The organism is Subtercola endophyticus, from assembly GCF_021044565.1.
In the GTDB taxonomy this organism is placed as follows: Bacteria; Actinomycetota; Actinomycetes; order Actinomycetales; family Microbacteriaceae; genus Subtercola; species Subtercola endophyticus.
In genome coordinates, this window is the sequence record NZ_CP087997.1 from 1,639,584 (window position 1) to 1,661,275 (window position 21,692).

Genomic DNA, 21,692 nt, shown 5'->3' on the forward strand with positions numbered 1-21,692 from the left:
GCAGGTACCTGCACTCTCCGGCCGGCTCAGCGCACGACCCGACGCTGGGCCGGCCGGCCCACACTTCTCTCCCCTCTCTTTCCCCTCCCTTTTCCCCTGGCTCTGATGCAAAGGAACACTGGTGTTGCGATTCATTCTGAGGCGTTTGGCCTCCGGGGTTGTGCTGATCGTCGTCATCTCGACGATCGCCTTCGCCCTGCTCTACGTCGGCAGCGGTGACATCGCCCGCCGCATTCTCGGCCAGACGGCCACCGCCGACACCGTCGCCCAGAAGGCAGCGAGCCTGGGCCTGAACCGCCCGCTGTACACGCAGTACCTCGACTGGCTGTCGCACGCGGTCACCGGCAACCTCGGTACCTCGTGGTTCACGGGGCAGCCGGTGATGGCCGCCATCACGTCTCGCGTGGCCGTCACACTGTCGCTCGTCATCGGCGCAACGCTCATCAGCGCGATCGTCGCTGTCATTCTCGGCGTCTGGGCCGCCCGTCGCCGCAGCTGGCCCGACCGGCTCGTGCAGGTCATCTCGGTTCTCGGCTTCGCCATCCCCGGCTTTCTCATAGCCCTCGGCCTGGTGCTCGTGTTCGCGATCAACCTGCACTGGTTCAAACCCACCGGGTTCGTGCAGTTCGCCACCTCGCCCGGCGGCTGGCTCGCCTCGATCACCCTCCCGGTGATCGCCCTCGCCATCGGCGGCATCGCCGGCGTCACACAGCAGATCCGCGGCTCGGTCATCGATGCCCTTCGCCAGGATTACGTGCGAACGCTGCGCAGCCGCGGGCTTTCGGCCAACCGAGTCATCTACAAGCATGTGCTGCGCAACGCCGGCGGCCCAGCACTCGCCGTGCTCGCCGTTCAGTTCGTCGGTCTGCTCGGTGGCGCGGTCATCGTGGAACAGATCTTCGCCATTCCCGGTCTCGGCCAGGTAGCTGTCACTGCAACGACGCAGGGCGACGTTCCTCTCGTGATGGGACTGGTTGTGGTGACGGCGATCATCGTCGTCGTCGTCAACCTGCTCATCGACCTTCTGCAAGCCTTTCTCAACCCCAAGGTGCGCCTCTCATGACCCAGTCCATGCCTCTGCCCGACCCGAGCCTGACCGCCGCGGTCGAAGAGCGAGGCGCCCGCGTCTCGCTGTTCCGCAAGTTGCTGAAGAACCCCATCGGCCTGATCGCGCTCATCTATTTGGCGCTGCTGGTGCTCTCGGCGATCTTCGCTCCACTGATCGCTCCGGCAGACCCGAACCTGGCTTCGCTGAAGGATGTTCTGCTGCCGCCTGGCCCTGGGCATCCGCTCGGCGCTGACAGCGCCGGTCGCGACGTACTCTCCCGCCTGCTCTTCGCCTCACGGTTCAGCATCGCCGGAGCGCTGCTCGCCCTCGTGGTCGCAGCGGTCATCGGTGTCACCGCCGGACTCATCGCCGGTTACTTCGGCGGCTGGTTCGACTCGGTCTCGTCGTGGCTCGCGGGCCTGTTGATGGCACTTCCCGGAATCGTGGTGCTGCTTGCGGCACGAGCAGTTCTCGGCCCGTCGATGTGGCTGTCGATGGCCATCTTCGGGGTGCTGCTCAGCCCGGCCTTCTTCCGGCTGGTCTACGCGTCGGTATCCGCGGTTCGCAACGAGCTGTACGTCGATGCGGCGCGTGTCTCGGGTCTGAGTGACGGCCGCATTATCGGCAAGCACATTCTCACTGTGGTTCGGGCGCCCGTCATCATTCAGGCCGCCATGATCACCGGAATCGCAATCGCCATTCAGGCCGGGCTCGACTTCTTGGGCCTCGGCGACGCCTCCATTCCCACCTGGGGATCGATGCTGAACGACGCTTTCTCGAAGATCTACACCAACCCGGGGCTGATGTTCCCGCCGTCGCTGGCCATCGCTTTGACCTGTATCGCCCTCACCCTGCTCGCCAACGTGATGCGTGACGAGCTCGAGCGAAGCGCGAGCCCCACGAAGCGCAAGAAGTCCGCCAAGACGGGCAGCGCCACCGTGGCCGCCGAGCCCCGCGAAGCGATCGTCTCCCACCCCGAGGATGCCCGCTCCGAAGCCCGGGCCGGCGAGGAGTTGCTGCGCATCTCCGATCTGGCCGTCGGCTACGACCAGCCCGACGGATCGGTGAAGGTCGTCGTCAACGACGTCTCGCTCACCGTTCGGCGTGGCGAGGTGCACGGCCTCATCGGCGAATCGGGCTCGGGCAAGACGCAGACCGCCTGGAGCGTACTGCGGCTGCTGCCCGAGGGCGGCCGCGTCGTCAACGGATCGATCTTCTTCGTGGGCAAAGACCTCGCGCACGCCTCTGAAAAAGAGATGACGAAGATCCGCGGCAAGAAGATCGCCTATATTCCGCAAGAGCCGATGTCGAACCTCGACTCGTCGTTCACCATCGGCAGTCAGCTGGTGGAGCCGATGCGGGTCGTGCTCGGGCTGTCGAAGAAGGATGCCACGGCCAAGGCTCTCGGCCTTCTGGAGCGGGTGGGCATCCCGAACCCGAAACGAACGTTCTCGGCCTACCCGCACGAGGTGTCGGGCGGCATGGCTCAGCGTGTGCTGATCGCGGGTGCGATCAGCTGCGAACCCGACCTGCTCATCGCCGACGAGCCCACCACGGCACTGGACGTGACCGTGCAGGCCGAGGTGCTGAACCTGCTGCGCGAATTGCAGGGCGAGCTGAACATGGGTGTTGTACTCGTGACGCACAACTTCGGCGTCGTGGCCGACCTCTGCGACCGAGTGTCGGTGATGCGAGACGGCCGAATCGTCGAGACCGGGCCGGTGCGCTCGATTTTCGCCCACCCCGAGCATCCGTACACCAAGTCACTGTTCGCCGCGATTCTCGAAGAGGGCGAAGCCCGCGGCGAGCTCGTCGGCGCGTCTCATACGCCCGTAACCGCTGAAAGGGTCAGCTCATGACCGAAACGCTGCTCGACATCAAAGACGTCGTGGTCGAGTACCCGATCAAGGGTTTTCGCAAAGAACCGTTCAAGGCGCTGAAGGGCGTTTCGCTCGACATCCGGCCCGGCGAGACCGTCGGACTGGTCGGCGAGTCGGGCTCGGGCAAGACCACGCTCGGCCGGGCCGTGCTCGGTCTGGCGCCGGTCACGGGCGGGTCGATTCTCTACAAGGGCACAGACATCGCGCACCTCGGCCGTCAGGCTCGGCGTGCCTTGTCAAGCGAGATCCAGGTGGTCTTTCAAGACCCGTACACGTCGCTGAATCCCTCCCTCACCATCGAGCAGATTCTGGTCGAGCCGCTGACCGTGAAGAGCATGCCGGCGAAAGAAGCATCGAAGCGCGTGCTCGACCTGCTCGACCAGGTCGGCCTGCCGAAGTCCGCCGCCGACCGGTTGCCCCGCGAGTTCTCGGGCGGGCAACGCCAGCGCATCGCCATCGCCCGTGCGCTCGCACTCGAGCCCCGGCTGATCGTCTGCGACGAGCCCGTTTCGGCGCTCGACCTCTCGACGCAGGCCCGCGTGCTGGAGCTGTTCCGCGAGATTCAGGATCGCACGGGTGTCGCGTACCTCTTCGTATCGCACGACCTCGCCGTGGTGCGAAACCTCAGCCACCGTGTCGCCGTGATGTACCACGGGGAGATCGTGGAGTGGGGAGACGGCGACCAGGTCACCGCTCGCCCCGAGCATCCGTACACCCAGCGGCTCTTTCTCGCAGCCCCCGTGCCCGACCCGGTTCGGCAGGAACAGCGCCGCGCCGACCGCGAGCGGCTGCTGGTCGCCCAGCGCGAGGCCGACGTGCAAGCGGGCGCGGCGTGAGCACCGCGCCATCGACCGGGGCAGAAGTGCGCCCCGACGCGGCCCGATCGGGCTCGCCTGACCCCTTCGACGGGATTCGATTCGGGGCCGCGTATTACGCCGAGTACCAGCCGAGCCCGCGGCTCGACCTCGACCTCGACCTCATGGCCGAGGCCGGATTCACGGTCATCCGTGTCGGCGAGAGCGTCTGGTCGACGTGGGAGCCCGAGAACGGCGTCTTCGATCTCGACTGGCTGCAGCCTGTGCTCGACGGCGCCCATGCCCGCGGCATCGGCGTCATTCTCGGAACGCCGACCTATGCATTGCCGATGTGGCTCGCGCGTCAGTACCCCGAGATCGCTCTCGACACCGCGACCGGCGTGACGAAGCACTGGGGCTCGCGCCAAGAGATGGATTTCACAAACCCGGCGTTTCTGTTTCACGCCGAGCGCATCATTCGTAAGGTCGTCGAGCGTTACTGCGATCATCCGGCCGTCATCGGCTACCAGGTCGACAACGAACCCGGGTTGACACTGCTCTATAACCGCGGCGTCTTCGAGCGTTTCGTCGACCACTTGCGCGGTCTCTACGGCGATGTCGAAACGCTGAATCGCGAGTGGGGCCTTGTCTACTGGTCGCACCGGCTCTCGACCTGGGCCGACCTGTGGAAGCCCGACGGCAACTTTCAACCGCAATACGACCTCGCCTGGCGCCGCTTTCAGGCGGGGCTCGTGACCGAGTACATCGGCTGGCAGGCCGACATCGTGCGCGAGATCGCCGGGCCCGACCGCTTCGTCACCACGTGCATCTCGTACGACCAGCCGGGCATCGAAGACGTCGACCTCTCGGCCCACCTCGACATCGCCGCCGGCAACGCCTATTACGAGATGCAGGATTCGCTCGCGGTACCGTTCACCGAACCACGCAGCGAGGGCTGGATTCTGAAGGGCACGTGGGCGCTCTACCACCTCGCCGATCTCATGTATTCGTCGAAGCAGTCGCCGTTTCTCATCACCGAGACCAACGCCTCATCGATCGGGCACGCGTCGCTGAACTTCTCGCCCTACGACGGGCAGTGGCGGCAGGCCGCCTGGGCGCTCGTCTCGCGCGGCGCCGAGATGATCGAGTACTGGCACTGGCACACGCTGCACTTCGGCACCGAGACGTATTGGGGCGGGGTGCTTCCGCACAGCCAGGTGCCGGGCCGCACCTACCGCGAACTCGCGGCACTCGGCGCCGAGTTCGCCGCCGCCGGGGCCGCCGTTCGCCGCGGCCGGCCCGACTACGACGTCGCCGTGCTTTACGACTCCGACAGCAAGTTCGCACTCTCGAGCCAGGCGCCGTTCATGGCACCCGGACTCTGGCTCGACCCCGACTCCTACCGCAAGATCATGGCCGCCTTCGTGCGCGGCGCCTTCGACGCCGGGCTGCAGACGCGGCTCGTTCGGCCCCAGCAGCTCTTTCCGACCCGCGCAACCGCGGGCGTCGAGGCCCTCGAAGGGGCGGATGCCCGGGCCTTCGCCGCGGCCTACCCGGTGCTCATCGTGCCGGCCTTCTTCACCGCCGCCGACGCAGAACTCGACTGGCTCGACGAGTATGCGCGGGCCGGCGGACACCTCGTGCTCGGCCCTCGCTCGGCCTACGCCGACCGGGAGGGCCGGGCCAGAACCGAGGTTCAGCCCGCACGTCTCGACGAGGCATCCGGAGCCTGGTACGAAGAGTTCGCGAACCTGCCCCGTCCGCTCGACGTGGTCGAGGCCGCGAGCAACGACGACGACTTTCTGCTGCGCCCCGGCTCAGCCGCCACTGAGTGGATCGACGGCCTCACGCTGACGACCGCAGACGTACTGGTCGACTACGTGCATCCGCACTTCGGGCAGTGGCCCGCCATCACCACACTCGAGCACGGAGCGGGCGACGTCACGGTGGTCGGAACGGTGCCGAACCAGGAGTTGGCGCGCTCGCTGGCCGAGTGGCTGGTTCCGACACCGGTGGCCGGCTGGGCAGACGTGGCGCCCAGCGTGACGGTGACCAGCTCGACCGCCGACGACGGCAGCCGCGTGTACTTCGTGCACAACTGGTCGTGGTCACCCGTCTCGGTACCCGCGCCCGTCGACCTCATCGATCTGCTCGCGACCGGTTCGACCGATGAGCAACGCGTCGCAGCATTGCAGACGATCGATCTCGGCCCGTGGGATGTCCGCGTTTTCTCGACAGGAGCTTCAGCATGACCGACCTCAGCACGACCACGAACACCGACAGCACCGATGCCGCCCTCGATTCACGGGTCGACGAACTGCTGCCCACACTGAGCCTGGCAGAGAAGGCGGGCCTGATGTTCCACGCCATGGCGTTCGTCGACCCGGCCGTGATTCCCGAGCGAGACGGCGATCCGCTGCTGCCCGGGCCGGTCTACGATTTCGTCGTCACGCACCACGTCACGGCCATGAACCTCGTGAACATACTGAAGCCTGCACAGCAGGTGCGCTGGTACAACGCGCTTCAGGTTCTGGCCCGGCAGACGGGAAGCGGCATTCCGGTCACGGTTTCGAGCGACCCCCGAAGCGCCGTCGCACAGCGTGAGGGCGCCTCCCACCGGGCGGGTTCTTTTTCGGCGTGGCCCGAACCCGTGGGCATGGCCGCAACTCGAGACGCGCAGCTCGCACACGCTTTCGGCGACACCATTAGACAGGAATTCCAGGCCGTCGGCATTCGGTTGCTGCTCGGCCCGCAGGTCGACATCGCCACCGAGCCGCGCTGGTCGCGCATCAGTGGCACCTGGGGCGGCGACCCCGAACTGACCGGCACTCTCGCATCCGCCTTCATCAAGGGACTGCAAGGCGATGTGCTCGGCCCCGACTCCGTGGCCGCCATGGTGAAGCACTTTCCCGGCGGCGGCCCGCAGAAAGATGGTGAAGACCCGCACTTCTCGCACGGCACCGATCAGGTCTACCCCGGCGGCCACCTCGCCGAACACGTGGCACCGTTTCGTGCGGCGATCGCCGCGGGCGCCAACCAGGTGATGGCCTACTACGGCAAGCCCGTCGGTACCGAGCTCGAAGAGGTGGCCTTCGCCTTCAACCGCCAGGTGCTCACCGGAATGCTGCGCGGCGACCTCGGCTTCACGGGCATCATCTCGAGCGACTGGGGTGTGCTGAACGACCACGACATCATGGGCGACACATTCGTCGCTCGGGCCTGGGGCATCGAACACCTCGACCCCGTGTCGAGAACGCAGCGCGCCATCGAGGCCGGCACCGATCAGTTCGGCGGTGATTACGCGAGCGAGATGATCGTCGAGCTGGTTCAGGATGCCCGGGTGCCCGAGAGCCGCATCGACGAGTCGGTTCGGCGTATTCTGCGCGAGAAGTTTCGGCTCGGCCTGTTCGACGCCTCGCCCCTGAGCGAGACGGTCGCGGCCGCGGTAGCCGGTCGGGCGGACTTCGTCGAGGCCGGTCTTGATGCCCAGCGGCGGTCGCTCACCCTGCTCACGAACTCGACACGAGTTGCTCCCGCCGGGCATCCCTCTGTGCCTGTTCTGCCCCTGACCGGCCGGCCCCGCGTCTTCAGCACCACGGTCGACGACACGCTTCTGGCTGAGTACGCCGACGTGGTGACCGACCCCGCCGCCGCGGACTTCGCGATTCTGCGGCTGCAGACTCCGCACGACCACCGACAGACGACAACCTTCGAGACCTTCTTCCATTCCGGGCCGCTCGACTTCGGCGACGACGAGCTCGCCGACGTTCTCGACCTGCTCTTCACCGTGCCGACCATCGTGGTGCTCAACCTCGAACGGCCGGCGGTCGTGCCCGAGATCGCCCAGCGCGCGGCTGCACTCGTGGTCGAGTACGGATCGACCGACCATGCCGTCCTCGATGTGCTGTTCGGGCGCGCGAATCCCGAAGGCCGACTGCCCTTTCAGTTGCCGGCCAGCATGGTCGACGTTCTCGCCGGAGACCTCGACGAACCCCACCGCTTCACCGACCCGCTCTTCGACTTCGGCTTCGGCCTGAGTTACGACGAGAACTTCACCGCGAACAACACGAAAGCGACCTCATGACCGACCTCCAGGCCAGCGCCCCCGCGGCGGATTCGGCGACAGGCGAGCTCGAAGCTCTTCTGGCCCGTCTCACGCTCGAAGAGAAGGTGCTGCTGCTGACCGGGCACGATTTCTGGGCGAGCTGGCCGCTGCCGAGCATCGGGCTGCGCCGGCTGTTGTTCTCCGACGGACCCTCTGGTGTGCGCGGTGAGGTGTGGGACGAGCGTCATCCGTCTCTGAACCTGCCCTCGGCGACCGCTCTCGGTGCCTCGTGGAACACCGCCATCGCCCGCCGCTACGGCAACGCGGCCGCCGTCGAGGCGCGTCGTAAGGGTGTCGATGTCGTGCTCGGCCCGACCATCAACCTGCACCGCTCGCCGTTCGGCGGCCGGCACTTCGAGTGCTTCAGCGAAGACCCGTTGCTGACGGCAGACCTCGCCGCCGCCTACGTCACCGGCGTGCAAGAGAACGGCGTCGCCGCGACTCCCAAGCACTACATTGCGAACGATTTCGAAACCGACCGCTTCACCGTGAACGTGGTGGTGGCCGATCGGCCGATGCGTGAGCTCTACCTCGCCGCCTTCGAGAAGGCCATCGTCGAGGCACACGCCTGGGCCGTCATGAGCTCGTACAACTCGGTCAACGGCGCGACCGTCACCGAGAACGACCTGCTCGAGACTCCCCTGAACTCGGAGTGGGGCTTCGACGGAATCGTGGTCAGCGACTGGACCGCCGTGCGCAGCCTCAACAGCGCCCGCTTCTCGCAAGATCTGGCCATGCCCGGCCCGCAGGGCCCGTGGGGCGAGGCGCTCGTGGCTGCGGTGCGCGCCGGCGAGATCGACGAGTCGCATGTCGACCGCAAGGTGCTGCGCATTCTCAAGCTGGCCGAGCGTGTCGGCGCGCTCGACGGTTTCGAGGCGGCAGTGCCCGAACCGGTGCGCGTCGAAGACGGAGTAGCCTTCGTTCGCGAGGCCGAGATCGCGGGCACCGTTCTGGTCAAGAACGCCGAACGCACAGGCACAGGCGGCACAGGCGGCGCAGCTGGCGCGGCCGAGCTGCCATGGTCGCCGAGCGAGCTCTCGAGCGTGGCGGTCATCGGGCACAACGCTCGGTTCGCACGCAGTCAGGGCGGCGGCAGCGCAACGGTGCTGCCCGAATACGTGGTCTCCCCCCTCGCCGGCATCACGGCGGCGCTTCCCGACGCAACAGTGACCTACTCCGTCGGAGCCGTCGTGCAAGAGGGCATCGCCGAGTTGCCGCTGTCGACCATCACCAACCCGGCCACCGGCGAACCCGGCGCGCTTGTGCGCTTTCTCGACGCATCCGGAGCCGAGTTGGCTCGCGAGAACCGTCGCGCCACCGCGCTGGTCTGGTTCGGCGGCGACGCCCCCATCACGGCGTCGAGCGTCGTCGAGTTCACGACCCGGTACACGCCAGAAGAGACCGGCGAGATTCTGCTCGGCTTCGCCGCCGCAGGAAACGGCCGCATCTACGTGAACGACGACCTGCTGCTCGAGCAGCACCTCGATTCGCTCGGCACTGACCTCGGCGCCGCCTTCATTTCGCCGCCCACCCACTCGATCGCCCTCACCGTGACGGCGGGCGAACCGATCGATGTGCGCATCGAATTCGACATCGTGCAAGGCGGCCCGCTCTCGGGCGCGCTGAGCATCACGGTCGGTATCGAGCCCGATCAGTCGAATCCGGATGCGCTGATCGCCGAGGCGGTTGCGGCGGCGAAAGCGGCCGACGTCGCCGTCGTGGTCGTGGGCACGAACGCAAAAGTCGAATCCGAAGGTTTCGACCGCACATCGCTGGCGTTGCCCGGCCGTCAAGACGAACTGGTGCGGGCCGTTGCCGCAGTCAACCCGCGTACCGTCGTGATCGTGAACTCCGGATCACCCGTGCTGCTGCCGTGGCGAGACGAGGTGTCGGCGATTCTGCTCAGCTGGTTCGGCGGCCAGGAATACGGCGACGCGCTCGCCGACATTCTGACCGGAACCGCCGAGCCGGGGGGTCGCCTGCCCACGACGTGGCCGAAGACCGAAGCCGACGTTCCGGTTCTCGACGTCACGCCGGTCGACGGAGTCGTTCGTTACGACGAAGGCATTCACATCGGCTACCGCGCCTGGCTGAAGGCCGGCACCGAGCCCGCGTACGAATTCGGCTTCGGGCTCGGCTACACCACCTGGAGCCTCGACGACGTCACCCGCGACGCGCCCACGATCGCCGCCGACGAGACACTCACCCTCGAGATCGGCGTGACGAACACGGGCGGTCGCCGCGGCAGTCAGGTCGTGCAGGTGTATGCCTCGCGCGCCGATTCAGCGATCGACCGGCCGGTGCGCTGGCTGGTCGGCTTCACCACGGTCTCGGCAGACCCCGGCCACAGCGTCGTCACCACCATCGCCGTGCCGGCGCGCGCCTTCGCCGACTGGGCAGAAGAGGGCTGGCACTATGAGCCCGGCAGCTTCACCCTGCAGATCGGCACCAGCGTCACCGATCTGCCCCTCACTACCGACATCGAGGTCACCGCATGAGCACTGCCGACACCGCTACCAGCGTCGCCACTACCGACACCGCGTCCACCGCGGGCGCCCCATCCACCCCGTCCACAGCGGCGAGCGCAGCCAGCACACCCAGCCCGGCCACCGCGCCCTGGCCGAACCCCATCGTCTCGGGCTTCTACCCCGACCCGAGTGTGGTCAAGGTGGGCGGTGACTACTACCTCGCCAACTCGACATTCGAGTACCTGCCGGGCATCCCGATTCTGCACAGCACCGATCTGCGCAAGTGGACCGTGATCGGCCACGTGGTCGACCGCCCCGGCCAGCTGCACTCGTTCGACATTCCGACTCTCGGTGGGGCATGGGCACCGACCATCCGTTACCGCAACGGAGTGTTCTACCTCGTCATTACCGACGCCATGGGCCGCGGAATGATCATCTTCACGGCCACCGATGCGGCCGGTCCGTGGAGCGACGGCATCGTGGTCGACGGCGTGCACGGCATCGACCCCGACCTGGCCTGGGGTGACGACGGTACCGCCTACATCACATACTCGGGGCTCGACACGACCTCGGGCGCCGGCCCCGGCGCTCACGAGCACGGCGGAATTCTGCAGGTCACCGTGAACCTCGAGACGGGTGCGCCGCTCTCGGCGCCGATCTCCTTGTGGATGGGCACCGGGCTGAAGTTTCCCGAAGCGCCGCACCTCTACCACCACGGCGAATACTGGTACCTGATGATCGCCGAGGGCGGCACCGAACGCGGTCACGGCATCAGCGTGGCCCGCGGCTCCTCCCCCAGCGGCCCCTTCGAACCGGGCCCGAACAACCCGTTCCTGTCGGCGCGCAGCACCTCCCGCCCGATTCAGAACACCGGTCACGGCGACCTCGTCGAGACACCCGACGGCGGCTGGGCGATCATCATGCTCGGCATGCGCCCCACGGGCATGACCCAGGCCTTCTCGGCGATGGGTCGCGAGACGTTCATCACGTCGGCCCGCTTCACGGCCGACGGCTGGCTCGAGGCCGATCCGGTCATGCTGAACCCCCGGCCCGAAGCGCTGGTCATCGACGACGGCTTCGACGCAGAGACTCTCGACAGCGACTGGCTCTCGATGCGCCGGTTCGCCAGCGACTTCGCGTCGCTCACGGCGCGGCCCGGCTGGGTCGAGCTCTCCGGCGACGGTTCGACTCTGAACGACCCGCGCCCGGCCCTCATCGCTCGCCGCCAGCGGCACGCTTTCGCGCAGGTCTCTGTCGTGGTCGATCCCGGCTCTTCGGGCGTCGGCGGCCTCGCGGTGCGATACGACGAAGACCACCACTACGAGGTCGAGGTTTCGGCCGGCGTCGTCACCGCGCGAGCGAGCGTTGCGGGCATCAGTCAGCAGTGGAGCCTCGAGGTACCCGCGGGGCCGGTTACCGCGACGCTCGACTTCGTCGCCTCGGTCGGCACCAGCCTGCTCTCGCAGCTCACGAGCGACATCGTGGTGCTCGGCGCCATCGATTCCGCCGGCACGAGCCACGAGCTGGCGCGAGTGGATGGTCGATACCTCTCCCAAGAGACCGCCGCCTCGTTCGCGGGCCGCGTGCTCGCCCTCTACGCGACCTCCGGTACGGTCGAGTTCACCGACTTTCACTACGAAGGGAGCGACTCGAAGTGAGCTTCGGCCCCGACAGCAGCCTCGAGACCGCCCTCGCCGTGCCTGAAGCGAAGGGGGTGCTCGCCGCGGCGCTGCCCGGCATCATCAACTCGCCCATGGTGCGGCAACTGGCCTGGATGCCCTTGAAATACCTGCTCAGCATGCCGGGTGCTCCGACCGGGCCCGCACTCGACGACCTCTGGTACACGCTCGACCGCATCGACGGAACCCGCGGCGAGGTGCTGTTCGAGACCGCTCCGATCGAGGTGCGGAGCGACTACGAGCCCGAAACGGTTTCGCTCGCGAGCGCCTCGCTCGAGCATCCGGCTGCCGTCGGCCTGCGCGGCAGACTCGAGATCGTGATCGACGGGCCGAGCCACGGCAACCCCTTCGTCGACGTCGACCTCACTGCGACCTTCGTGCTCGAAGAAGGCGTGTCTGGTGCGTCTAACCCGGCTCGCATCGAGCGCGTGGTCGGCGGCTTCTACGACGGCGACGGCCGCTACCTGCTGCGGTTCTACGCCGATCGGCCCGGCCCGTGGAGCTTCGTCATCTCATCGAATGCGCGCTCGCTCGACGGGTTGAGCGGCAGCTTCGACACCGTCGATGAGCCCGCCTCGAAGGGCGTCGTGCGCGTCGCCGAGACGTTTCACTTCGCCCACGACGACGGCAGTCGGCACGCCCCGCTCGGAACCACCGCGTACGTGTGGAACCACCAGCCCCCGGCGCTGCAAGAAAAAACGCTGCAGACCCTCGAGGCTGCGCCGTTCAACAAGCTGCGCATGTGTGTCTTTCCCAAGGCGTATCTGTTCAACTCGAACGAGCCCGAGCTGTTTCCGTTCGTCGGCTCGGTCGCCGACGGCTGGGACACCACCCGGTTCGACACCCGCTACTGGCAGCAGCTCGACCGACAGATCGACGCGCTGGCCGAGCTCGGCATCGAGGCCGACCTGATTCTGTTCCACGCCTACGATCGCTGGGGGTTTTCGAATCTGGGCCCTGTCGCCGACGACCGGTACGTGGCGTACCTCGTGCGTCGGCTGCACGCGCACGCGAATGTCTGGTGGTCTCTCGCGAACGAATACGATCTGCTCGCCTCGAAGGTCGTCGCCGATTGGGAGCGGCTGGCCGGGGTCATCGAAGCGAACGATCCCAACCACCACCTGCTGTCGATTCACAACTGCGGCGACTTCTACGACTACAGCCGCCCGTGGATCACCCACGCGAGCGTTCAGCGCATCGACGTCTACCGCACGGCCGAGAACACCGATGGCTGGCGTGAGCGGTGGGGCAAGCCCGTGGTCATCGACGAGTGCGCCTACGAGGGCGACATCGACCAGGGCTGGGGCAATATCACCGGTCAGGAGATGATTCGGCGGTTCTGGGAGGGAGCGGTGCGCGGCGGCTACGTCGGCCACGGCGAAACCTACCTCAACGACCGCGAAGAGCTGTGGTGGTCGAAGGGCGGCGAGCTCATAGGCAGCTCACCCTCTCGCGTCGCGTTTCTCGCGTCGGTGCTCGCCGAATCGCCGGGCGGCGTGCTGAACCCCGTGAAGAGCGAGTGGGATGTTCCGTGGGCCGGCATCGACGGCGAGTTCTACCTGCTCTACCTCGGCTTCGGCCAGTCTCAGCACCGCAACATCATCGCGCCGCCCACCCGCTCGGGCGGCGGCTACGTCGTCGACGTCATCGACACGTGGAACATGACGATCGAACGGCTACCGGGCGAGCACGCGGGGTACTTCACGGTGCCGTTGCCCGCCCGTCAGTACATGGCGATCAGGCTCACCGCCATCTGATCGTCCGCCTCCCCGGAGCCCGCTGCGAGGCATCGGGGAGGCGGACCTACCGCGCGTTGAGCCGCTGCAGCAGCTGCTCGACGGCGGGCAGGTTCTCGGGCCGATACATGATGAGCGCGTTGCCGAGCGGCGAGTTGCTCTTCCACTTGCCCGACTTCGTCCAGCCGAGGCCGATGAAGTACCCCTGCGACGCAAACAACTGCTCGAGGGCAGTGACGGCCTCGGCGTCGGCGACGATCTCCGAGAGCGACGTCTTCAGCGAGTAGGGATGCTTCGCCGCTGGTGCGAGCAACGCCGAGACGTCGGCCGTGAAGTGGTGGATGCCCGATCCGACCTCGATCTCAGGCGAGGTTGCCGAACCACCGCCGGCCCCGGGCAGCATCACCCGCGCACGCGTGTTCGGCGGCACAGACACCGAGAGCTCGAAGGAGCCGTGCACGATCATCCAGTCGACCTCGACCGTGCCGTACCCGGTGTCGAGGCTCGCGCGGGCGCGGGTGAGCCCGCCGCCCAGAATCGGCTTGATGTCGACGACGCGGTACCCGGGTTCGGCCGGGGCGATGCCGCCGATGGTTCGGTGCATCCAGTCGGCCACGGCACCCAGGGCGTAGTGGTTGAACGAGGTCATCTCGCCCGGGTTGATGCTGCCGTCGGGCAGCATGCTATCCCAGCGTTCCCAGATCGTGGTCGCGCCCATGGCGATGGGGTACAGCCACGACGGCAGCCCCTCTTCGAGCAGCAGCCGGAAGGCCGTGTCGCTCTCGCCGCCGATGCAGAGCGCGTCGCAGATGAGCGGTGTGCCCACGAAGCCGGTTCCGATGCGGTAGCCGAATGAGCGCACGAGTTCGGCAAGGCGTGCGCCCGCCTTTCGAATGGTCGGGGCATCCTGCAGCAGCCCGAAGCCGAGCGCGAGTGCGTACGCCGTGTGGGCGTCAGAGAGCATCCGCCCGGCCGGTGTGACGTACTCGTTCACGAAGGCGACACGGATGCTCTCGGCAAGCCCGCGGTAGAAGTGCTCGTCGGCGCTTCTCCCCAGCACGCGCGCTGCGTCGGCGACACTCAGCGCAGAGCGATAGAAGTACGCTGTGGCCACGATGTCGGAGTCCGTCTTCGCTGCAGCGGGGTTCTCGGGTGGCGCACTCGGATCGAGCCAATCGCCGAACTGAAAGCCGCCCGTCCAGAGGTGATCGTCTCCGGCGAGGGAGTTCACCACGTCGACCCAATCGCGCATGCCGGGGTAGTGCTCGGCCAGCGCGGCGTTGTCACCGAAGCGCTCGTAGAGCGTCGCCGGAACGAGGCTGGCGGCGTCGCCCCAGGCGGCTGCCGGCATCGGCGGCATGCCGACGGCGTCGGGCACGACGACGGGAACGACTCCGCCGCGCTCGAGCTGCTCGGCACGCAGGTCGCGCAACCACGAGCCGAGAAAACCGGAGACGTCGTAGAGGTAGCTCGCGGTCGGGCTGAAGACCTGAATGTCGCCCGTCCAGCCGAGCCGTTCGTCGCGTTGAGGGCAGTCGGTGGGCAGGCTCAGAAAGTTGCCGCGCATGCCCCAGAGCACGTTCTCGTGCAGCTGATTCAGTTTCGCATTGCTCGTGGAAAGGTATCCGGTGCGCACCATGTCGCTGTGCACGACGATGGCGGTGATGTCGTCCAGGCCCAACTCCCCCGGCCAGTTGCCGATTTCGGCGTAACGAAAACCATGGAAGGTGAAGGCGGGGCTCCACGTCGTCGCGGTTTCGGTCTCGCCGACTGCGCCAGTGTAGCGGTCGGTCGCCCCAGCGAACCGCAGCGCGCGAACGCCGAGTTCGCCGTGTTCAAGCACTTCGGCGTGTCGCAGAGTGATCGTATGCCCCGCCGGGAATATGCCCCGCAGCTCGAGCCAGCCCACCAGGTTCTGGCCGAAATCGATCACGGTCTTGCCCGAGGGCGTCGTGATGAGTTCGCGCGCGGCCACCCGCTCGATGCGGCGAACGGGTGGCGAGAAAGCGGGCTCGAGACGGCTCCGGTCGACCTCGAGCAGTTGGGCGGGTGCAGCACCCGGCAGCTCGGCCTCGCTGTCGGCGAAGGCCGCGTCAGCGAGACGCGCATCGTACGTCTCGCCCTGGTAGATGCTCGCCGAGACAACCGGCGAGACACGCGTCGCGCTCCACTTTTCGTCGGTGACGATGAGCTCGGTCGACCCGTCGGCGTATTCGAGCCGAAGCTGGGCCGCGAAGGCGACGGGGCCGGCGTAGCCGCGGCTGAAGTTGCCGTCGAAGCCGAACATCTCGCCGTACCAGCCCTGCGCCACGGTGGCGCCGAGAACGAACGGTGCGTGCGAATCGCGGCGCCGGGCCGCTGCAACGAGCTCCGTGACGAGCGCCGTCACGTCGTAGCTCTGAAAAGTGAGGCGTTCGTCGTAGCTGGTCCAGCCGGGAGCCAGAACCTGGTCGCCGACGACGGTGCCACCGATCACGATTTCGTACACCCCGTGAGCGGTGGCCGAGAGCACGGCCCGCGTCACCTCACCGCGCGGGGTGACGAGCGCGCGAAACCGCTGGGTGCCGCGCTCGGGCTCGTCGGCCGCCTCGGGGTGCTCACGGGCATCCACCGTGATGAATGCCGCGCTGAAGTCGTCGGCTGAGAGCGGGCCGGTCAGCAGCGGTGCCCACTCGCTGAACGGCGACTCCGACCCGTCAAGACCACGAACGCGCACCCGTACGGCGGCGGTCTCGTAGGCAGCCAGCTCGGCACCGAACCAGCCCACGTTCTGCGACGCACCAGATGCCCAGCTGAACTCCTGAAGGGCGCCCCCGCGTTGCACCTGAACTTCGGCCGAGCCTTGCAACCAGCCGGCATTCTGTGTCTCGACCCGCCACGAGAGGCTCGGCGAACCGGTCGCGAGAAATTCGGGCCGGCCTCGCTCGGCTGCCCAGACGGCAGTCACCCGAACATCGGGGGTCATTTCGCTTCTCCTGCCGGCACGACGAACGTGCTGAGCGAGTCTGCGGGCAGAACTACGGCCACGGCCCGGCCGTCGATCAACAGGCTCACGCTCTGGTCTTCGGCCGAGTCGTTCTGAATGACGACCACCACACTTCCGTCGGGGTTGAGAAAAGCGAGCTGGTTCTCATACCCCGAATAGCTCACCGACGGCACGAACCGAGCCCCCGGCCGCACGAAGTGGCTCACGTGTTTCAGCACGGAGTAGTCGTGGCTGAACTCGAAGGTGCCAGCTTCTGCGTCGACGACAACGAGAGAGTTCTGCGACCAGCCCCACCGGCTCACGCCGCCGCGTTCGAGCGCGAGGTTCCAGTAGAGGTAGGCGTTCGCGCCATTCGTGAAATAGTCGCGCAGCATGCTCCAGGCGTACCGGGCGAACCGCCAGTCGTTTCGGCCGTCACCGCACTCCTGCTCGGTCTGGTACAGGCGCAGCCCTGCGTAGTCGCGGTGCAGAAAGGGCATGGCGGCCTTGCCGTGCCACTGCACGCCGACGCCCTCGATGTACGACGCCGCTTCGGCATCGGCCAGAACTTCGCGCATCAGCTCGGGGTTCGCGCGTTCGAGCGTGCCGAGAAAGACCGCCACTTCGCGCTCCCGCATCTGCGGGCCCAGAATCCGGATGAACCGGGCGAGACCCCCCGGGGTCCACGTACAGCTCGGAAACGGCTGCGCCGAGTTGAACTCGTTCTGCGGCATCACCATGGTGACTTCGATGCCCTGCTCGCTGTAAGCGTCGATGAAGCGCCCGAAGTACTCGGCGTACGTGCTCAGAGAACGGTCATCCTGCTTCATCATGTCGGTGCCCTCGAGACCGACTTGGTCGGGCCGCAAGCCATTCTCGACGGGGTTCAGGCCGGGCATCGGCCGTGCGCCCGCGTAGTGCCCGTTGGTTTTCAGCCAGGTCGGCGGGCTCCACGGCGAGGCCCAGATCTTCAGGTCGGGCTGGTGAGCGAGGGCGGCGTGGATGAACGGCACCAGCGTCTCGAGATCGTTCGCTATCGAGAAGTGCTCGAGCCCGAAATCGTCCTCGACCTCGTCGTAGGAGTACCAGTCGCGCGAGAAGTCATTCGCCCCGAGGGGCATGCGGGCCATCGTGAAGTTGCCGCCCACGCCGGGCGCGAAGAACTCGCGCAGAATCTGCTCGCGTTGCGCCTCGCTGAGGGCTCCGAGCGAACTCCAGCCCATCTCGTTGAACGCTGCGCCGAAGCCCTCGATCCGGTGGCCGGCGCGGTCGGTGCTGATGATGACGTCGGGCATGCCCGACGGTCTGCTGAGACTCAGGTCGGGCTGCTCACGGAACGCGTCGTGCGCGGTCGTGGTGACCCAGCGCACTGAGGTAGTCGAGGGGGCGAGGGGCTCGTTCGTCGGGGTGGACTCGTTCGTCGCGGTGGCCCCGATCGTTGCGGTGGTCTCGGTCATTCCAGCTCCTTTGCTGCAGCAGAACGGTTCCGCCGTGCTCAGGCCCATGGAGCCCTCGCCAAAACCTTACATGCATTCGGGTTTCACCTCCACCTCGAACTCCACGTCGATGTCGATCTCGATGTCGATGTCGATGTCGATGTCGATGTACGCGATGTAGCTGTCAGCGAAACAGCGTCGAGTTCGAACGGACGACCTCCAGGCCCTTGTTATCGTGAGCCATGACCGAGATTCTCTTTGTGCATGGCGCCCTGGTTCGTGACGGCGCATGGTGGTGGAACGAGGTCGCCGAACAGGTACGCGACGCGACCGGCGTCTCGAGCCGCGCCGTGCTGCTGCCCTCCTGCGGTGAGGGTCCGGCCGGCTATGACGGCAGCGGCCTGCACGAAGACGCCGCAGCGCTGCGCGACGCCCTCGACGGCAGCGACTCGGCCATCGTGGTGGGTCACTCGTATGGCGGCACGGTGATCGCACAGGGTGCCGATCATCCTGCAGTTGCCCACTTGCTCTACATCACGTCGTATCTGCCCGACGTCGGGCAGTCGCAAGGCGACATCGTCGGTGCCGAACCCGACCCGGTGTCGATCGCGGTCGGCGACGACGGCACGCTGCACGTCGACGGCTACGACGCAGCATCGTTCGGTGCCCGGTTCTGGCACGACGTCGCGGATAAACGGGTTCGTGCCGAGGCCTGGCAGCGCGTGACGCGTCAGTCGGTCGCCGCGTTCGGCACCCCGACCACCGCTGCGGCCTGGCAGGGCCGCGAGTCGACCTACCTCGTCTGCGCCGACGACCGCAGCACCTCCCTTGCGCTGCAGCGCTTTCACGCCTCGCGTGCCACCCACGCCGTCGAGTTGCCCACCAGCCACCACCCGTTTCTCTCCCGGCCCGACCTGGTTGCCGAGCAACTGCAGCGCATTCTCGCTTCGTTCTGAGCGAGCTGCGGCGCGTGAGTCTTCGATCTATCCGATCGGAGATTGACATATAGCGACCGTTTACGGACTATATATGTATGCAACTTTCTAGCTCCGAGGCGGCACGCGAGTTGGGGGTATCACCCCGCCAAGTGCGTCGCATCGCGTCAAGCAGTCGAATTGCCACCAGCCGACTCGGCGCATCTCACTCGCTTTCGACTCGGCAGGTTCAGGCTTTGTCGCGCACAATGTACCGCGGGCGTAACTGGTCAGAAGTCACCCGGCAGGCCGCCCTCGACCTTCTGGCCTTCGGGGTGACAACACGTGTGGCTGGCACGGAACGAAGTCGTCTCAAGATGCGCATTCGAACAGCAGATCCCGGCAGCCTTGCGGGGCAGATCTTGCGAGGGCACACTTCGTTGCGTCGAGCGGCGAATCCTGAAACGAAAATTCGATTCTCACCGACCCTACTCGGTGAACTCGGCCTCTCCGCAGGTGGCGGGCTCGGAGTGTTGGTCGCGCGCGACGCGTCGAGCGTTGCCCGGCTAGCGCGCTTAGGTCTCGACGAATCCGGCGACATTGCCGTCGTCGAGGGCGATAAAGAACACGAGAAGGTACTCGAGGCCCTTCTCTTGTTCGCGTTCGGCAACGCTCGAGAGAACGCGGCCGCATCCAAATGGATCACTGCCCGCGCGGCACTATGACACTGCGCCCGCTGGTCGATCTCGATGCGCGATCGAGCACCTGGAATGAACCACCGTGGCCCAGCGCCTTCGAACTGGCGCGAATCCTTCCTCGAAATTCTTGGACACTCATAGGCGGGCTGATGGTGCGGCTCCACGCAGCGATGGCGACCCTTCCCGCCCCGCGATCAACTGTCGATGTTGATACCGCGCTGCATCTCGAAACGAACGCGGTGACCTTCGCCGCTGCCGCCGGACTTCTACGCGGGGCCGGGTATGAGCTCGATCTCCAGACCAGACATGCGTATCGCTTCGATCGGGGCCCCGATCGTGTCGACCTGCTGTGCTCAGACCGCCACGCGATTTGGAAACACCCTAGGTATGGCGGCCGACCGTTATTCGGCGTGCCAGGCGGAACGCGAGCTCTTTAACAGACAATCAACGTCGACGTGACGACCAAGATAGATTCGGTGCATCTGGTCGTGCCGAGCGTTCGCGGCGCCCTGATTCTGAAGAGCGCGGCTTACATCGAAGACCCGCGAGACAAAGACCGGCACGCAGAAGATGCCGTCGTGCTGCTGGCATGCCTCAATGATCCCGTTATGGCCACCGACGGGCTCAGTCAACGAAGTCGTCGACGGCTTCGCACGATGGTACGGGCTCTGCTCAACGAACGCACTGCGTGGATCGCTCACGATTCTACGGTGGCGTCGCTCGCGCGAGAGTCGCTCGAAATTCTCGCCATCGCCCTTCGGGCATAGCGTTTCTCGCACGCGGCTCACAAGATCAGGTTGCGGGCGGATCCTGCTATCGGGCGGCGGTTGCCGCGTTTCGGGCGGCGAGCTGCACGAACGCCTCGCGTAGTTGAGGGGGCCCGACAACCTCGATGTCGGTGTCGAATCGGTTGAACGAGGCCGCGAGCGCCACCCACGACCAGGATCCGGCTTCGAGGAAGCAGCGGTCGGGGCCGAGATATTCGACCACGCCGTCGCCGGCGAACGGATGCACGTCGCTCGCCGATCGGCTGAGAATGACGGTTCCGCGGCAGGGCCACCCGCCGCCGTGCTCAGAACCGGCGAAACGCGCCGCCACATAGGGGGCGACGTCACCACCCGGGAGTTCTCTCGGCACGAAGCGCGGACCGGTCGGAATGCGCGGAGTGATGCGGTCGGCGCGGAAGATGCGCCAGTCGTCGCGGTCGAGATCCCACGCAACGAGGTACCAGCGCGCGCGGGAGGTGACGAGGTGATGCGGTTCGACTCGTCGCGGTGACTCAGCGGCGTCACGAGCGCCCGGCGCGGCGGGGACCGCGTCAGCAGCGCCTCGGCCTGCGGCGGCCGCGTCAGCAGCGGGAGGCCCCGACTCGTAGTCGAAACGAAGCACCTCGCGAGCGCGCACCGCGGTCGACAACGACATGAGTACGGCCGGCGTCACCGCGTCAGACGCCGAGTCGCCCGGTCGACCCGTCACTGTGGTGAACTCGAGAGCGTCGAGACGATGACGCAGCCGCGACGGCATCACTTGCCGCACCGTGGTCAGCGCCCGCAACGCCGCCTCCTCAATGCCGACCCCCGTACTCGTCGCCGCCTGCAGGGCTACGGCCAGCGCGATCACCTGATCGTCGTCGAACAGCAACGGGGGCAACTCGCTGCCCGCATCGAGACGGTATCCGCCATCGGGCCCCATCGTGGCGTGGATGCTGTAACCCATCTCCCGCAGCCGATCGACGTCTCGGCGCACCGTGCGATGGCTGATGGCGAGCCGCTCGGCGAGCACCGCGCCCGGCCAATCGCGTCGCGTCTGAAGCAACGACAGCAGACTCAGCAGGCGCGAAGTCGGAGTTGGCATGTCTTGAGTCTAAATCGAGTGTAGGACCGAATCTGGCCTAGACAGCTGTCAGGCTCGACGGTGTCAGGCAGAAGTCCCGACACCGTAACCGACACCTTCACCGTCACACCGAGGA

14 protein-coding genes are annotated in these 21,692 nt (G+C 66.7%); 11 read left to right on the top strand and 3 right to left on the bottom strand.

Going from position 1 to position 21,692, the window contains the following annotated elements; translation table 11 throughout:
- Positions 1-121: 121 nt before the first annotated feature.
- Genes LQ955_RS07755 through LQ955_RS07790 form a run of 8 tightly spaced genes read left to right on the top strand, consistent with a single transcriptional unit; the run spans position 122 to position 13,731 of the window.
- Positions 122-1,063, top strand: a complete 942-nt coding sequence (locus LQ955_RS07755; protein ID WP_231027594.1) for an ABC transporter permease — start codon at positions 122-124, stop codon at positions 1,061-1,063.
- Positions 1,060-2,907 (top strand): dipeptide/oligopeptide/nickel ABC transporter permease/ATP-binding protein, encoded by a 1,848-nt coding sequence (locus LQ955_RS07760; protein ID WP_231027595.1) that lies wholly within the window; start codon positions 1,060-1,062, stop codon positions 2,905-2,907. Before LQ955_RS07755 ends, LQ955_RS07760 begins: the two co-directional genes overlap by 4 nt.
- Complete coding sequence (locus tag LQ955_RS07765) at positions 2,904-3,764, top strand: ATP-binding cassette domain-containing protein (protein WP_231027596.1); 861 nt, start codon at positions 2,904-2,906, stop codon at positions 3,762-3,764. Before LQ955_RS07760 ends, LQ955_RS07765 begins: the two co-directional genes overlap by 4 nt.
- A complete protein-coding gene (locus LQ955_RS07770; RefSeq protein WP_231027597.1) occupies positions 3,761-5,974 on the top strand; it encodes a beta-galactosidase in 2,214 nt (737 codons plus the stop codon). Before LQ955_RS07765 ends, LQ955_RS07770 begins: the two co-directional genes overlap by 4 nt.
- Positions 5,971-7,806, top strand: coding sequence for a glycoside hydrolase family 3 protein (locus LQ955_RS07775; protein ID WP_231027598.1), 1,836 nt, complete (start codon positions 5,971-5,973; stop codon positions 7,804-7,806). The genes LQ955_RS07770 and LQ955_RS07775 overlap by 4 nt, the downstream gene beginning before the upstream one ends.
- Entirely contained in the window at positions 7,803-10,325 is a 2,523-nt protein-coding gene (locus LQ955_RS07780; RefSeq protein ID WP_231027599.1) for a glycoside hydrolase family 3 protein, read from the top strand. Before LQ955_RS07775 ends, LQ955_RS07780 begins: the two co-directional genes overlap by 4 nt.
- The gene (locus LQ955_RS07785) at positions 10,322-11,953 is read left to right on the top strand and encodes a glycoside hydrolase family 43 protein (protein ID WP_231027600.1); all 1,632 of its coding nucleotides are present in this window, start codon (positions 10,322-10,324) and stop codon (positions 11,951-11,953) included. Before LQ955_RS07780 ends, LQ955_RS07785 begins: the two co-directional genes overlap by 4 nt.
- On the top strand, positions 11,950-13,731 hold the full coding sequence (locus LQ955_RS07790) for a DUF5605 domain-containing protein (RefSeq protein WP_231027601.1): 1,782 nt from the start codon (positions 11,950-11,952) through the stop codon (positions 13,729-13,731). The genes LQ955_RS07785 and LQ955_RS07790 overlap by 4 nt, the downstream gene beginning before the upstream one ends.
- Before the next feature lie 46 nt (positions 13,732-13,777).
- Here the strand turns inward: LQ955_RS07790 and LQ955_RS07795 are convergent, their stop codons facing one another.
- Together LQ955_RS07795 and LQ955_RS07800 are read right to left on the bottom strand one after the other, a co-directional pair.
- On the bottom strand, positions 13,778-16,675 hold the full coding sequence (locus tag LQ955_RS07795; protein ID WP_231027602.1) for an alpha-L-rhamnosidase: 2,898 nt from the start codon (positions 16,673-16,675) through the stop codon (positions 13,778-13,780).
- Positions 16,672-18,132 (bottom strand): glycoside hydrolase family 30 protein, encoded by a 1,461-nt coding sequence (locus tag LQ955_RS07800; RefSeq protein WP_231027603.1) that lies wholly within the window; start codon positions 18,130-18,132, stop codon positions 16,672-16,674. The genes LQ955_RS07795 and LQ955_RS07800 overlap by 4 nt, the downstream gene beginning before the upstream one ends.
- 221 nt (positions 18,133-18,353) lie before the next feature.
- Here LQ955_RS07800 and LQ955_RS07805 point away from each other — a divergent pair, with 221 nt between their 5' ends.
- From LQ955_RS07805 to LQ955_RS07815, 3 genes are all read left to right on the top strand, one after another.
- On the top strand, positions 18,354-19,067 hold the full coding sequence (locus LQ955_RS07805; protein WP_231027604.1) for an alpha/beta hydrolase: 714 nt from the start codon (positions 18,354-18,356) through the stop codon (positions 19,065-19,067).
- 215 nt (positions 19,068-19,282) lie between these two features.
- The gene (locus LQ955_RS07810; protein ID WP_231027605.1) at positions 19,283-19,750 is read left to right on the top strand and encodes a hypothetical protein; all 468 of its coding nucleotides are present in this window, start codon (positions 19,283-19,285) and stop codon (positions 19,748-19,750) included.
- 428 nt (positions 19,751-20,178) lie between these two features.
- Positions 20,179-20,490 carry a hypothetical protein gene (locus LQ955_RS07815; protein ID WP_231027606.1) on the top strand — a complete coding sequence of 104 codons (312 nt, stop codon included), beginning with the start codon at positions 20,179-20,181 and terminating at the stop codon, positions 20,488-20,490.
- Positions 20,491-20,536: 46 nt separating this feature from the next.
- Here the strand turns inward: LQ955_RS07815 and LQ955_RS07820 are convergent, their stop codons facing one another.
- Positions 20,537-21,577: a helix-turn-helix transcriptional regulator gene (locus LQ955_RS07820; protein ID WP_231027607.1), complete on the bottom strand. Its 1,041-nt coding sequence runs from the start codon at positions 21,575-21,577 to the stop codon at positions 20,537-20,539.
- Positions 21,578-21,692: the final 115 nt, after the last annotated feature.